We start from the raw sequence: 12,944 nt of genomic DNA on the forward strand, positions 1-12,944 counted from the left end.
GATGCGAAAAATCCTTTTCCCCGGCCTCTGCTGCATCTTGCTTGCCGCCTGCGGCGAGCTACCGGCCAAGCCTGCGGAAGCGGCCGATTGCGGCACCATGGAGCAAGGTAGCAACACCCGCCTGGCGATGATCCGCAAGCTACTCAATTCGGAGCATCCCTATGCGGCGCTGGCCCATCTCGACGCAGCGGCCATCAACGGCCCCGTCGCCGACGACCTGCGCGCCGATATCCTGCGCCGCATCGGGCGAACCGCCGAGGCCCGAACCTTGTATCGGAGCCTGCTCAATACCTGCCTGGCCGGTGCAGGTCACCATGGACTTGGCCTGCTCGCCGCCCAGGAGAGCCTGCACGCCGAAAGCGTCGACCATCTGCAGCGGGCACGCCAGGCACAACCAACCGACGCCCGGGTGCGTAGCGACTTGGGCTACGCTCTAATGCTGAGCGGCGATCTGGAAGGCGCCCGGCATGAATTCATGACGGCCCTCGACCTCTCCGCCGAAGATCGCAAGGCAGCACTCAATCTCGTGCTGCTGCATTACCGGCAAGGCGATGCGCTCCGCGCCGAGGCGCTGGGGCGGCGCTTTCAGATCAATGATGAAGAATTGGCCGGGCTGCGAAACGAAGCGGCACGCCTGGCGGCAAACCAAGGAGAAAGACGATGAAACGGCGATATCCGAGATGGCTGGTGCCGCTCTGTCTGCTAAGCAGCGGAATGACCTTCGGCGCAGCGCCGGAACCGACCGAAGCTCCCCCACCCCAGGCCGAGAGCGGCAAAGCGACGCGGCAATGGCTGGAACGTCAACGTCAGGGACAGCATGCCTCGGGCAAGCCCTCCCCGCTCTCCGGAGCCGTCCAGGAGCAGATTTATGAACGCTACCAGAAAAGTTTCAGCCACCCGATTCCCGAACATCTCGCCAACGAGCGTGCCAGTTCAGCCTCCGCGTCGCGTTAGTGGCGCCTCATGCCCGACCCGGCAGGGTGGAGCCATCGGGCTGTTCGGCATCCTGACCCTGCTCACCGCGCTGCTATTTACCGCCCTGGCAGTCGATGCCGGACGCCTGTGGATCGAACGCCGGCAACTCCAGTCAATCGCCGACCTGGCCGCCCTCGAAGCGGCTCGCAGCCTGGGTTGCGCCGGCGACATCGAAAATGCCCTTGCGGCGGCACAGGAAGCGGCAACCCGCAATGGCTTTACGGGCAATTTGAACAACGCCCCCAATCTGCTGCAGGTCGGTGGTTTGAACACCGTCGCCGGCAAGCGGCAATTCGCCGCCGGCACGGGCAATGAAGCCGTGCACGTCACGGCGACGCGGACAGTGCCAGCCAGCCTCGTGCTAGGCGGGTTTTTCGGCCAGAACACCCTCATCTCGGCACAAGCCACGGCACGGGGCGAGCCATCCCACGCCACCTTCACCGCCGGCAGCTATCTGCTGCGGATATCCACCACGCCGGAAGATGCTGGTCTGCTCAACGGCCTGCTCGGCGGATTGCTGGGCAGCAGCCTCGCGCTCGATGCCATCTCCTACAAGGGACTGGCCAGCACCGACGTCAATCTTGCTCAACTGGTGCGCGCCGGCGCTGGTGTCGGATCGGTTGAAGAGTTGCTCGATGCCAACCTGTCGGTAGCCGACATCATCGGGCTGACAGCGACCGCCGTCAGCCAACAAAGCGGGGTCGATGCGGCGGTGACCGCGGGCTTGCAGCAACTCCTCGCCGCTTCGGTGAACAATGCGGCAGTGCGCCTCGGCGACGTTCTCGACGTTTCGGTACCGGCCAGCGACGCTGCCGGCAAGGTCGGTATCAACGTCTTCGACCTGATTACCACCACGCTCATGGTGGCCAATAAGCAGCATGCCGTATCGCTGCCTCTGGCCATCAACCTCGGCTCCCTGATCAACGTTAACGCTCGGATCAACGTTATCGAACCGCCCCAGATCGCTGTCGGCCCTCCGGGCCAAGATGCTGCCGGCAATTGGTGCACGCAGGCGCGCACGGCACAAATCGACGTCACGGCGGCGGTCAAGGTAGACGTCCTGTTGGCCCGCATAGATCTTGGCCTGCAGACGCAAGTCGCTCAGGGTGAAGCCCATCTGGAATCCCTGTCCGTGGCACCGGGGGCCACCCGCGCCGTAATCGGCGCGACACCGGGTATCGCCACCATCAAACTGACCAAAGCCGATGGCAGTGGCCACGGCGCCCTCATCAGCGCGCTGGGTGGCTTGATTCCGCTGGCGGAAATCGGCCTCGATCTGCCCGTCCAGCCCGGAAACCCGAGCCAACTCGTCTATGACGTGGCCAATCCGGTCAGCGAGCACCTGCCGCTCAACCACTCCCTCGCCAGCCCGCTCGGCGACAGCCTGGCGACGACCCTGGCCGACCCCGCCGCGCTCGACATCAAAGTGCTCGGTCTCGATCTGGGCGGCGTACTGAGCCCCGTACTCAGTCAGGTCGTTTCCCCGTTGCTCGGCTTCATCGGCAGCGCCGTGCTCGACCCTCTGTTGCGGCTCCTGGGTCTCCAGCTCGGTGGGCTCGACGTTACCCTCGAGGATGTCGAATATACCGGCGGCGCCCGGCTGGCAATCTAGATCTTTAGCGAAGCCGCCCCGACCAAGTTGGTCGGCACCCGCGGCACGGCACCGATCAGCGGCAGGCTGAGGGTGGGTACCAAACCGTTGGTGGCATAGTTGGGATAGGTCACGGTCACGGTTACTACCTTGGCTGCCGCGCCCGTCCCTGCCACATCGACCACGATGTTGTTGCCGGCAACCACTTGCTGGAGCGCTTTGGCGGGTAGCCAGGCCAAGGCATCCGCCGCCCGGTTACGAGCCGTCGTTTCCATACTGGACTCGTAGGCGGCGTCGCTCGGGAAGGCTAGCGGGTCGACGGCAATGGCCGCTCGCACCCCCTCCTCGGCCGCCTGGGTAAGCCCCTGCATGAGCAGCATGGCCAGCGAATAGGCGACAATGGCGTAAAACAGCACAAAGAAAAGGATGAAAAGTAGGCCGAACTCAATGGCAGCAGCCCCCTGCTGGTAGCGGAATCGGCGGGGCACACTCAGAGTAGCCACGGCAACCCTCCGGCTTGCTTGCAGACAAGCGCCACCCCGAAGCCGAGAGCTAGGGCTGCCCCAAAGGGCAGGTATTTTCCGGTAGCCGACTGCAAACCATAGCGTCCGCCGAGCATGAGAAATGCTCCAGCCACCCCCACCGTCACCAGCGCCCCGATGACAAAGGTAATCAGTGTTACCGTCACCCCGCCGAACAAAGCGACCGCCAGCAACAGCTTGACGTCACCCGCGCCCAGTTTATTGGTGAGATAACCTGGCAAAGTAAGCAGCAGAGCCAGCCCACTGGCACCGAGCATCGACCAGCCCCCCGCTCCCAGCGGACTGCTACCGGTAACGGCCAGACTAACCAGGCTGAGCGCAGCGGCACCAAAGACCAGCAGATTTGGTACGCGCCGATGAAAAACATCCCAGTACCCCAGCGCGAACGCCCACAACAAAGCCCCCATCACCCATCCCTGTGGACTGCCGGAACTGACGAGCCAGGACGGCATGAGACCGGACGGCTTGTCAGCTCCCTGCCGCCGAAGTCAATGCAGTCTGAATGCTGGTAAAGATAGCGACGATCGCTGCGCGAATGGTCGGAATGAAGGTAACCAATCCGACCGCAACCATGGCAGCCACCAGCGCATACTCGATGGCGCTGGCACCTTCCTCATCCTTCAAGAAGGCAATGAATCGGGACTTAAGCATATCTACTCTCCTGAGACTGACAAATCGTTTCCCGTGGGGCCGACTTTATAATTTTTGTTACTACGCTACTTTCAGTATAAGACCTGCCGCCGGGATAGCCAACAATACCTAATCAAAATGACTGATTAGCGGGTGACCGGTGCCGAATTCGGCAGCCCCCCACCGGAAGACCAGACAATCTGATTTCGGCCAGCTGCCTTGGCTTGATACAAGGCTGTGTCGGCCGCCCGCAACAAGGTCTCGGGCGACTCCTGCCGAGCGGGAACACAGGTCGCACCGCCGAGGCTGACGGTGACGCGACCGCCGACATTTTCCTGATGCTCAATGCCAAGTGTCTCAACCGCCCGCCGCAACACCTCCGCCAGAGCCAGGCCGTCGTCCCGCGTCGTATGGAACAGCAGCACGACGAACTCCTCGCCACCATAGCGAGCGACAAGATCACTTGAACGCTGGGCACCGCCATCCAGCGCCTTGGCCACCCGCGCCAGGCACTCATCGCCGGCCTGGTGACCATAGCGGTCGTTGTATTTCTTGAAATAATCGACGTCGATCATGATCAGCGAAATGGGCACGGCCAGCCGCTGTGCATGTAGCCATTCGCGCTCGAAAGTGATGTCGAAGGAGCGCCGGTTGGCGATCCCGGTCAGCTTGTCGTGCACGGCTTCCGCCGCGAGAGTCTGCTGCGTGCTGTAAATCTCGATCAAGTCGAGATGCGCCTTGCGTGCCTCATCCGTCAGCCCGGCCCAGATAAGGAGAAGAACAGCCACCATCATCCAGCGATCAACACCGAAGACCGTTACCAGCCCGATCAGAATGGGGACAAAGAGCCCCGCCATGAATGCCGCATGAATAACGGGTAGCGCCGACATTCGCGGCAAGGAAGCAGCCGCAACTGCAGTGAGGGTAAGAATGAGGAGTAACTGGAGGTTCGCCGAGACAAAGGGCAGGAACCCCGCCGCCACGCCCCAGCCCAACCCGGCCAGGCCAGCGAAGAAAGTCAGGGCGCGGGTATTGACCCCGCTCAAGGCTCTTTTTTCGCCAAGCAGCAGGCGCTTGCCGAGATAGCAGTGATAACCCAAGGTCAGCAGCAGGAAGGCAAACCACAAACCCACCGGCAACAAGGCCAATTCAGTCAACAAAAAACCCGACAGTGCTGCCGAGACGATGCTGCCATGAATAAATGTCGCCCCCGACCGCCGATAGGCATGGGCCACCTTGTCGGCAAAGAGTTTGTGCGGATCAGCCAACAGAACATCCATAGTCGGTAATGTATGGCACATAGCATATCACCAGCCTCCACCCTGCCATGGTCGATCCACCGTATTCCGGACGCCAGCGGCTGGCACATCGAAAAAGGCTGACTCTTCCCTTGCTGCTTTTTTTTCGTTAGCATTCGTCGCACATAGTCGTTGCCCGATCGGCGCATTCGGCTTCCCCGCACAATCCCCGCGTCACACCAATTCATGAGGCCCCCATGAGCGAGCATATCCATTACGTCACCGACGACACTTTCGAAGCCGAGGTGCTGCAGTCGCAGCAGCCGGTGCTCGTCGATTACTGGGCCGAGTGGTGTGGCCCGTGCAAGATGATTGCTCCCATCCTTGATGAAATCGCCGCCGAATACGCCGGCAAACTCAAGGTCACCAAGGTCAACATCGACGACAACCAGGCCACCCCGGCCAAGTTCGGCATCCGCGGCATCCCGACGCTGATGATCTTCAAGAACGGCAATGTCGAAGCCACCAAGGTCGGTGCGCTCTCCAAGTCGCAACTCGCTGCCTTCATTGACAGCAACCTGTAATCTCCGTAGTCTCCCGGCCTGAAGGAGCGTTCTGCTTCTTCAGGCGGATGCAGCGGGCCACGCGCCCCAGCCTCCTTCACCACCCCCATAGCTTCACAGCTCCAGCGTCCCGGCTCACGGGCAAACGCCCCGGCCTCCTTTCCGGCGCCACACATCCCCACATGCAACTTTCCGAACTCAAGACACTACACGTCAGCAAACTGCTCGAGATGGCCACTGAACTGGCCATCGAAAACGCCAACCGCATGCGCAAACAGGAGCTGATCTACGCCATCCTGAAAGCCATTGCCAAGAACGGCGAAACTATCTACGGCGATGGCACGCTCGAAGTCCTGCAGGATGGCTTCGGCTTCCTCCGCTCTTCGGACACCTCCTACCTCGCCAACACTGACGACATCTACGTCTCGCCCTCCCAGGTCCGCCGCTTCAACCTGCGCACAGGGGATACCATCGAGGGCGAAATTCGCACCCCGAAGGACGGCGAACGCTATGTCGCACTGACCAAGCTGGAATCGATCAACGGCTTCCCGCCTGAGGCGAACAAGAACAAAATCATGTTCGAGAACCTGACGCCGCTGCACCCGACGCGCATGCTGCGCCTGGAGCGCGACATCAAGTCCGACGAAAACATCACCAGCCGGGTCATCGACATGATCGCCCCGGTCGGCGCCGGCCAGCGCGGCCTGATCGTCTCGCCGCCGAAATCCGGCAAGACCGTGATGCTGCAGAACATCGCCCATGCCATTACGGCCAATCATCCGGACGTCGTGCTGATCGTGCTGCTGATCGACGAGCGCCCGGAAGAAGTCACCGAAATGACCCGCACCGTCAAGGGCGAAGTGGTCGCCTCGACCTTCGACGAACCGGCCACCCGCCACGTCGCGGTCGCCGAGATGGTCATCGAGAAGGCCAAGCGTCTGGTCGAGCACAAGAAGGATGTCGTCATCCTGCTCGACTCGATCACCCGCCTCGCCCGCGCCTACAACACCGTGCAACCGGCCTCCGGCAAGGTACTGACCGGCGGCGTCGACGCCAATGCCCTGCAGAAGCCGAAGCGCTTCTTCGGTGCGGCGCGCAACATCGAGGAAGGCGGCTCGCTGACCATCCTCGCCACGGCGCTGATCGACACCGGCTCGCGGATGGACGAAGTGATCTACGAAGAATTCAAGGGCACCGGCAATTCGGAAGTCCATTTGGACCGCCGCATGGCCGAAAAGCGCATGTACCCGGCAATCAACGTCAATCGCTCCGGCACGCGCCGTGAAGAGCTGCTGCTCAAGCCCGATGTCCTGCAAAAGATGTGGGTCCTGCGCAAGCTCTGCTACCCGATGGACGACCTCGCCGCCATGGAGTTCCTGCTCGACAAGGTCAAGTCCACCAAGGGCAATGCCGAGTTCTTCGACGCCATGCGTCGCGGTTAAACTGCCGATTTATATTGCAAGCGCGTGATTATTCGAGGATAATCACGCGTTTTCCAGGTCGGCCACATCCGCCGGTCGCGTAACGAAAGGACACAAAGTGAAAGCCGATATCCATCCCGATTACAACGAAGTCCAGGTGACCTGCTCTTGCGGCAACACCTTCTCGACCCGTTCCACCATGAAAAAGCCACTTCATATCGAAGTTTGCGCCCTGTGCCACCCGTTCTACACGGGCAAGCAGAAGATTGTGGACACCGCCGGTCGCGTTGAGAAGTTCAACCAGAAATTCGGCGCCATGCGCGGCAAGGCTGCTGCCTGATCGTTCCGAGTTGCGGTATAAAAGGCAGCCTGCTGGCTGCCTTTTTTATTTCCGCTCATCGCGCATCGCTTCATGCCTGATTTTCTCGCCCTGATCCGCCGCGGAATCCGCCTGCCTCCAGTCGGCTGGGTGCTCGCGGCCATTCTAGCCTTCTACGTGCTGGCTGGACTATTCGGCCGCGATCCGTGGAAGGGCGAGGATGCGATTCACATCGGCACCGCCTGGCACATGCTGCACTACGCGGACTGGCTATCCCCCGACTTGGCCGGGCGCCCCTTCCACGAACCGCCGCTCTATTACTGGAGCGCTGCCCTGACCGGCTGGATTTTCGGCTGGCTGCTGCCGATGCATGAAGCCATGCGCCTGGCCAGCGGCCTCTGGGTCGCGCTGGCGCTGATGGGGCTCTATTACGCCGGCCGCGAACTGTACGGTCAGGATAGTGCCGCCGCCAGTCCCCTGCTGCTCGCCGGCTGCGCCGGCCTGCTCTTTCACGCCCACGATGCCCAGCCCATCCTGATTGCACTCGCCGCCTACAGCGGCGGACTCGGCGCCCTGGCCGCCATCGGCCGCCGACCACGCCTGACCGGCATCTATTACGGGCTGGCCGTGGCCGGTTGCCTGCTCGGCACCGGCATTGCACCAACCCTGCCCCTGCTCGCCATGGCACCGGTCGCCTGGTGGCTCTCCCCCGACCGACCGAAAGCCCTGCATACACTGGCCATCGGCCTTGGCATCGGCGCTCTGCTAATCCTGCCCTGGCCGGCCCTGCTGCTGACGCTTGAGCCGGCACGCTTCCACGGCTGGCTGGCGACCGAACTGGCGCCACTGAAAACCCCCTTTTCCTTCCCCGGTGGCGGGCGCTTCCTCTCCATGCTGCCCTGGTTCGCCTTTCCCGCCCTGCCGCTGGCCGGCTGGACACTATGGACGCGACGCAAGGAAATCTCGGCGGCACCGCAATCGCTGCCGTTGATCTTCCTGCTCCTCACCCTGCTGATGCTGGCCCTGGCCTATCGGCCGCGCGAGATTCCCGCCCTGCTCATGCTGCCGCCGCTGGCCCTGCTCGCCACGCCGGGAGCGCTGTCGCTGCGGCGCGGCGCAGCCAATGCCTTCGACTGGTTCGCGATGATGACCTTCAGCCTGTTCGCCGCGCTGATCTGGCTGGCCTGGTCGGCGATGGCGCTCGGCTGGCCGACCAAGCTGGCTAGCCGCGTGGTCGTTCTACGCCCCGGATTCGTCGGCCAGTTCGACCTCTCCGACTTCATCGTCGGCCTTGCCGCCACCGCCTGGTGGATCTGGCTGATCGTCACCGCGCCGCGCTCGCCCTATCGCAGCCTGACGCACTGGGCACTGGGTTTCACCACCTTGTGGCTGCTCGCCACCACGCTGATTCTGCCCTGGTTCGACTACGGCAAGAGCTACCGTCCGGTGGCCCAAGCCATCGCCCGTGCCCTGCCCGACGGCCACGGCTGCCTAGCTGAACGCGGCCTGACCGATGGCCAGCGCGCCTCGCTGGCCTACTTCGTCGAAATCGAACCGGCCGCCTACGACACGGCTGCCGGCAAGGCCTGCAACTGGCTGCTGGTCGGCGGCGACACGCGCCAGGAGCTGGCGCCGCCGAACGGCAACAACTGGACAATTGTCTGGGAAGGCAGCCGACCGGGCGACCGCAAGGAAAAGTTCCGTCTCTTCCGGCGCTGAGGCGACTCCATGAAAAACGGAGGCTCATGGCCTCCGTTGATTTACGATCCTGCGGACATCACGCCTTCAGGAAATGCTCACGGTAGTATTTCAGTTCGTCGATCGATTCGTAGATATCGGCCAGCGCGGTATGCCGCCCCTTCTTCTTGAATCCTTTGTAGATCTCCGGCTGCCAGCGCTTGCACAACTCCTTCAACGTGCTGACGTCGAGGTTGCGGTAGTGGAAGAACTCTTCCAGCGTCGGCATGTAGCGCGCCATGAAGCGGCGGTCCTGGCCGATCGAATTGCCGCACATCGGCGAGTGGCCCTTGGACGAGTATTTCTTCAGAAATTCCAGGGCCGCCAGTTCGACTTCGGCTTCGCTCATCGTCGACGCCTTGACCTTGTCGATCAGGCCGGAACGACCGTGCGTCTTCTGGTTCCAATCGTCCATGCCGGCCAGCGTGGCGTCCGACTGATGCACGACCCAGGCCGGCGACTCGGCGACCATTTCCAGCTCGGAGTTGGTGACCACCATGGCCATCTCGATAATGCGATCGCCATCCGGGTTCAAACCGGTCATTTCCATGTCTAGCCAGACGAGGTTGTTTGCGTTGCCTGCCATATAATTGCCCGAATCCGTAAAAACCCCGATTTTCTCACAGCTTGGCACCCGCTTCGTGACCCCGACCTTTACCCTGATCTTTCTCCTCGCCTTCGCCCTGACGCTGGCCGCCCGCCTGTGGCTGACCCTGCGCCACATCCGCTTCGTCGCCGAGCACCGCGTCGCGGTACCCGCCGACTTTGCCGAACGGGTCGCGCTGGCGTCGCACCAGAAAGCTGCCGATTACACGGTCGACCGCAATAAGACGGGCCTCCTCACCACCCTGGTCGATGCCGCCCTGCTGCTCGCCCTGACCCTGGGCGGCGGCATCGCCTGGCTGCACGACTTGTGGAGCGCCCGCCTGGACGGCCTGCCCTACGGCGTCGCGATGATCTTCAGCCTGATCCTGATCTCCGCCCTGATCGACCTGCCCTTCTCGCTGTATCGCCAGTTCGTCATCGAAGCCCGCTACGGCTTCAACCGGATGACCCTCGGCCTGTTCTTCGCCGATCTCGCCAAGCACACCCTGCTCGGCCTCGCCATCGGCACCCCGGTCATCCTTGCCGTACTCTGGCTGATGGGCGCCATGGGGCCCTACTGGTGGCTTTACGTCTGGCTATTCTGGAGCGCCTTCAATCTGCTGATCATGTTCGTCTACCCGACCTGGATCGCCCCGCTCTTCAACAAGTTTTCGCCGCTTGAGGAGGGCGAAATGAAGTCGCGCATCGAAGCCCTGCTCACCCGCTGCGGCTTCCGCTCCTCCGGCCTCTTCGTGATGGACGGCTCGAAGCGTTCGAACCACGGCAACGCCTACTTCACCGGCTTCGGCAACAACAAGCGCATCGTCTTCTTCGACACCCTGCTCAACCGCCTCGCACCGCCCGAAGTCGAGGCCGTGCTCGCCCACGAACTCGGCCACTTTCGCAAGAAACACGTCATCAAGCGCATCGCACTGATGTTCGCCGGCTCGCTCGCCTTCCTCTGGCTGCTCGGCCAGCTGATCGACGCATCCTGGTTCTACGCCGGGCTCGGCGTCCCGGCGCAGAATACGACCCTGGCCCTGATCCTGTTCTTCCTCGTCGTCCCGGTCTTCACCTTCCCGCTGACCCCGCTGAGCAGCTACCTGTCGCGCCGCCACGAGTTCGAGGCCGATGCCTATGCCGCCGAACACGCCGCCGCCGGCGACCTGATCCGCGCCCTGGTCAAGCTCTATGAGGACAACGCCTCGACGCTGACCCCCGACCCGCTGCATTCGCTGTTCTACGATTCCCACCCGCCGGCCGCCCAGCGCATCGCCCGCCTGCAGGAGGCCGCCCGCTGATGGAAGGCCGCGTCATCGCAGCCCACGGCCGCCAGTACGTCGTCGAACTAGCGGACGGCACGCGGCTGCCCTGCTTTCCGCGCGGCAAGAAGAGCGATATCGCCTGCGGCGATCGGGTCGACATCCAGCGCACCTCAGACGATCAGGGCGTCATCGAAGCCATCCAGCCGCGCACCAGCCTTCTTTACCGCTCCAACGAGGTCAAACAGAAACTGATCGCTGCCAACGTCGATCAGCTGGTCATCGTCGTCGCCACCGAACCGGCCTTTTCCGACGAACTGGTGACCCGCGCCCTGCTCGCCGCCGAGAGCGAGGAAATCGAGGCGCTGATCGTCCTCAACAAGTGCGATCTGAGCGACAAGCTGGCGGCCGCCCGCGAGCGACTGGCCGTCTTCGCCCGCCTCGGCTACCGCGTCGTCGAGTTGTCTGCCCTTGAGCATGCCGACGACCTGCGCCCCGAGCTCTATGGCGTGACCAGCGTGCTGGTCGGCCAGTCCGGCATGGGCAAGTCGACCCTGGTCAATGCCCTGGTCCCGGAAGCCAATGCCGCGACCCGCGAAATTTCGCAGGCCCTCGATTCCGGCAAGCACACCACGACTCACGCCACGCTCTACCACCTCGACGGCGAAAGCCAGCTGATCGATTCGCCGGGCCTGCAGGAGTTCGGTCTCGGCCATCTCGACCGCCAGGAAATCGAACACGCCTTCCGCGAATTCCGTCCCTACCTCGGACAATGCCGCTTCCGCGACTGCAAGCACAACCGCGAGCCGGACTGTGTGCTGAGCGCGGCCGTCGCCGCCGGCGAAATCGATGACAAGCGTTTCGCTGCCTACCACCGCATCATGGGCACGCAACGCTAGTGCCCACCGACCGTTAGCCAGTAGCAATATTCCCGGCTCCCGGCGATAATCCGGCCAGATTCGCCCTGCCATGGAGCGACTGGAGAGGCAGATGCCTGACAACAATCAATCGACCATACTAATCGTCGATGACACCCCGGAAAACCTCAGCGTTCTTGGCGAACTGCTTCAGCGTTCCTATCGGGTGCGAGCCGCCAACTCCGGTCGCCGGGCCTTGCAGATCGCCCAAAGCCAGCCCATCCCGGATCTCATTCTGCTCGACGTGATGATGCCGGAAATGGATGGCTATGCGGTTCTCGCCCAGTTGCGCGCCATTCCGGCGACCGCACAGATTCCGGTGATCTTCGTCACGGCGATGGATGCCATCGAGGACGAAGAGCACGGCCTCGATTGCGGCGCCGTCGATTACATCACCAAGCCGATCCGGCCGGCCGTCGTCCTCGCCCGCGTTCGCACCCAGCTCGAACTGAAGCGGGCGCGCGACTTTCTGCGCGACCAGAACAGTTATCTCGAAGCCGAAGTCGCCCGGCGGATGGCGGAAAACCAGCTGATCCAGCAGGTCAGCATCCATGCCCTGGCCCGCCTGGCCGAAACTCGCGATCCGGAAACCGGCAATCATTTGCGACGCACCCAGGAATACGTCCGCACCCTGGCCACCGCCCTCCAGGACCACCCACGCTTCGCCGCCTACCTCGACCACCGGACCATCGACGATCTCGCCAAATCGGCGCCTCTCCACGACATCGGCAAGGTCGGCATCCCCGACCATATTCTGCTCAAGCCGGACAAGCTGACCCCGGAAGAGTGGGAAATCATGAAAACCCATGCCGAACTGGGCAGCCATGCCATTGACCAGGCCGAGGCCGATGCCGATAAGAGTGTCGAATTCCTGGCCATCGCCAAGGAAATCGCCCATTACCACCATGAAAAATGGGACGGCAGCGGCTACCCCGAGGGGCGCGTCGGCGATGCCATTCCGATCTCCGCCCGCCTGATGGCTCTGGCCGATGTCTTCGATGCCCTGATCTGCAAGCGCTGTTACAAACCCGCCTTTCCTTTCGACCAGGCCAGCCGGATCATCGTCGAGGGCAGTGGCAAGCATTTCGACCCCGATGTCGTAGCCACCTTCGTTCGTGAATTCGAAACCTTCAAGCGCATTGCTCTGACCTATGCTGAATAGAC

The 12,944-nt window shown here is 62.6% G+C and carries 15 protein-coding genes; 10 read left to right on the forward strand and 5 right to left on the reverse strand.

The window, feature by feature from the left end; translation table 11 throughout:
• Position 1: 1 nt before the first annotated feature.
• Genes NQE15_RS20015 through NQE15_RS20025 form a run of 3 tightly spaced genes read left to right on the forward strand, consistent with a single transcriptional unit; the run spans position 2 to position 2,587 of the window.
• Entirely contained in the window at positions 2 to 664 is a 663-nt protein-coding gene (locus NQE15_RS20015; protein WP_265944069.1) for a hypothetical protein, read from the forward strand.
• Positions 661 to 954 carry a DUF3613 domain-containing protein gene (locus NQE15_RS20020; protein WP_265944071.1) on the forward strand — a complete coding sequence of 98 codons (294 nt, stop codon included), beginning with the start codon at positions 661 to 663 and terminating at the stop codon, positions 952 to 954. The genes NQE15_RS20015 and NQE15_RS20020 overlap by 4 nt, the downstream gene beginning before the upstream one ends.
• A complete protein-coding gene (locus NQE15_RS20025) occupies positions 926 to 2,587 on the forward strand; it encodes a TadG family pilus assembly protein (RefSeq protein WP_265944073.1) in 1,662 nt (553 codons plus the stop codon). The genes NQE15_RS20020 and NQE15_RS20025 overlap by 29 nt, the downstream gene beginning before the upstream one ends.
• On the opposite strand, the gene NQE15_RS20030 is transcribed toward NQE15_RS20025, so the two are convergent.
• The 4 genes from NQE15_RS20030 to NQE15_RS20045 all read right to left on the reverse strand — a co-directional run bounded on the left by NQE15_RS20030 (position 2,584) and on the right by NQE15_RS20045 (position 5,006).
• The gene (locus NQE15_RS20030) at positions 2,584 to 3,069 is read right to left on the reverse strand and encodes a TadE/TadG family type IV pilus assembly protein (RefSeq protein WP_265944075.1); all 486 of its coding nucleotides are present in this window, start codon (positions 3,067 to 3,069) and stop codon (positions 2,584 to 2,586) included. The genes NQE15_RS20025 and NQE15_RS20030 overlap by 4 nt on opposite strands.
• Positions 3,057 to 3,560, reverse strand: a complete 504-nt coding sequence (locus tag NQE15_RS20035; RefSeq protein WP_265944077.1) for a prepilin peptidase — start codon at positions 3,558 to 3,560, stop codon at positions 3,057 to 3,059. Before NQE15_RS20035 ends, NQE15_RS20030 begins: the two co-directional genes overlap by 13 nt.
• Before the next feature lie 16 nt (positions 3,561 to 3,576).
• Complete coding sequence (locus NQE15_RS20040; RefSeq protein WP_265944079.1) at positions 3,577 to 3,759, reverse strand: Flp family type IVb pilin; 183 nt, start codon at positions 3,757 to 3,759, stop codon at positions 3,577 to 3,579.
• 125 nt (positions 3,760 to 3,884) lie between these two features.
• Positions 3,885 to 5,006 carry a diguanylate cyclase gene (locus NQE15_RS20045; RefSeq protein WP_265944080.1) on the reverse strand — a complete coding sequence of 374 codons (1,122 nt, stop codon included), beginning with the start codon at positions 5,004 to 5,006 and terminating at the stop codon, positions 3,885 to 3,887.
• Between the two features lie 227 nt (positions 5,007 to 5,233).
• On the opposite strand from NQE15_RS20045, the gene trxA reads away from it, so the two are divergent.
• The 4 genes from trxA (at position 5,234) to NQE15_RS20065 (ending at position 8,998) form a co-directional block, all read left to right on the forward strand.
• Positions 5,234 to 5,560: a thioredoxin TrxA gene (gene trxA, locus NQE15_RS20050; RefSeq protein WP_265944084.1), complete on the forward strand. Its 327-nt coding sequence runs from the start codon at positions 5,234 to 5,236 to the stop codon at positions 5,558 to 5,560.
• A 161-nt stretch (positions 5,561 to 5,721) separates the two neighbouring features.
• Positions 5,722 to 6,981 carry a transcription termination factor Rho gene (rho, locus tag NQE15_RS20055; protein ID WP_265944086.1) on the forward strand — a complete coding sequence of 420 codons (1,260 nt, stop codon included), beginning with the start codon at positions 5,722 to 5,724 and terminating at the stop codon, positions 6,979 to 6,981.
• Between the two features lie 97 nt (positions 6,982 to 7,078).
• Positions 7,079 to 7,300 carry a 50S ribosomal protein L31 gene (rpmE, locus tag NQE15_RS20060; protein ID WP_265944088.1) on the forward strand — a complete coding sequence of 74 codons (222 nt, stop codon included), beginning with the start codon at positions 7,079 to 7,081 and terminating at the stop codon, positions 7,298 to 7,300.
• A 72-nt stretch (positions 7,301 to 7,372) separates the two neighbouring features.
• Positions 7,373 to 8,998: an ArnT family glycosyltransferase gene (locus NQE15_RS20065; RefSeq protein ID WP_265944090.1), complete on the forward strand. Its 1,626-nt coding sequence runs from the start codon at positions 7,373 to 7,375 to the stop codon at positions 8,996 to 8,998.
• Between the two features lie 58 nt (positions 8,999 to 9,056).
• Here the strand turns inward: NQE15_RS20065 and orn are convergent, their stop codons facing one another.
• Positions 9,057 to 9,602, reverse strand: coding sequence for an oligoribonuclease (orn, locus tag NQE15_RS20070; RefSeq protein ID WP_265944092.1), 546 nt, complete (start codon positions 9,600 to 9,602; stop codon positions 9,057 to 9,059).
• A gap of 55 nt (positions 9,603 to 9,657) precedes the next feature.
• On the opposite strand from orn, the gene NQE15_RS20075 reads away from it, so the two are divergent.
• From NQE15_RS20075 to NQE15_RS20085, 3 genes are all read left to right on the forward strand, one after another.
• A complete protein-coding gene (locus tag NQE15_RS20075; RefSeq protein ID WP_265944095.1) occupies positions 9,658 to 10,902 on the forward strand; it encodes a M48 family metallopeptidase in 1,245 nt (414 codons plus the stop codon).
• Positions 10,902 to 11,762: a ribosome small subunit-dependent GTPase A gene (gene rsgA, locus NQE15_RS20080; protein ID WP_265944097.1), complete on the forward strand. Its 861-nt coding sequence runs from the start codon at positions 10,902 to 10,904 to the stop codon at positions 11,760 to 11,762. The genes NQE15_RS20075 and rsgA overlap by 1 nt, the downstream gene beginning before the upstream one ends.
• Positions 11,763 to 11,853: 91 nt before the next feature.
• The gene (locus NQE15_RS20085) at positions 11,854 to 12,942 is read left to right on the forward strand and encodes a response regulator (protein ID WP_265944099.1); all 1,089 of its coding nucleotides are present in this window, start codon (positions 11,854 to 11,856) and stop codon (positions 12,940 to 12,942) included.
• Positions 12,943 to 12,944 lie beyond the last annotated feature (2 nt).

The sequence above is a fragment of the Dechloromonas sp. A34 genome (assembly GCF_026261605.1).
Classification (GTDB): domain Bacteria; phylum Pseudomonadota; class Gammaproteobacteria; order Burkholderiales; family Rhodocyclaceae; genus Azonexus.

Excerpts from the sequence above, each read along its gene's own strand:
- NQE15_RS20020 (WP_265944071.1), top strand. The coding sequence starts at position 661 with ATGAAACGGCGATATCCGAGATGGCTGGTGCCGCTCTGTCTGCTAAGC.
- NQE15_RS20040 (WP_265944079.1), bottom strand. The coding sequence starts at position 3,759 with ATGCTTAAGTCCCGATTCATTGCCTTCTTGAAGGATGAGGAAGGTGCC.
- NQE15_RS20085 (WP_265944099.1), top strand. The coding sequence starts at position 11,854 with ATGCCTGACAACAATCAATCGACCATACTAATCGTCGATGACACCCCG.
- NQE15_RS20035 (WP_265944077.1), bottom strand. The coding sequence starts at position 3,560 with ATGCCGTCCTGGCTCGTCAGTTCCGGCAGTCCACAGGGATGGGTGATG.
- orn (WP_265944092.1), bottom strand. The coding sequence starts at position 9,602 with ATGGCAGGCAACGCAAACAACCTCGTCTGGCTAGACATGGAAATGACC.
- NQE15_RS20015 (WP_265944069.1), top strand. The coding sequence starts at position 2 with ATGCGAAAAATCCTTTTCCCCGGCCTCTGCTGCATCTTGCTTGCCGCC.
- NQE15_RS20065 (WP_265944090.1), top strand. The coding sequence starts at position 7,373 with ATGCCTGATTTTCTCGCCCTGATCCGCCGCGGAATCCGCCTGCCTCCA.
- trxA (WP_265944084.1), top strand. The coding sequence starts at position 5,234 with ATGAGCGAGCATATCCATTACGTCACCGACGACACTTTCGAAGCCGAG.
- rsgA (WP_265944097.1), top strand. The coding sequence starts at position 10,902 with ATGGAAGGCCGCGTCATCGCAGCCCACGGCCGCCAGTACGTCGTCGAA.
- rho (WP_265944086.1), top strand. The coding sequence starts at position 5,722 with ATGCAACTTTCCGAACTCAAGACACTACACGTCAGCAAACTGCTCGAG.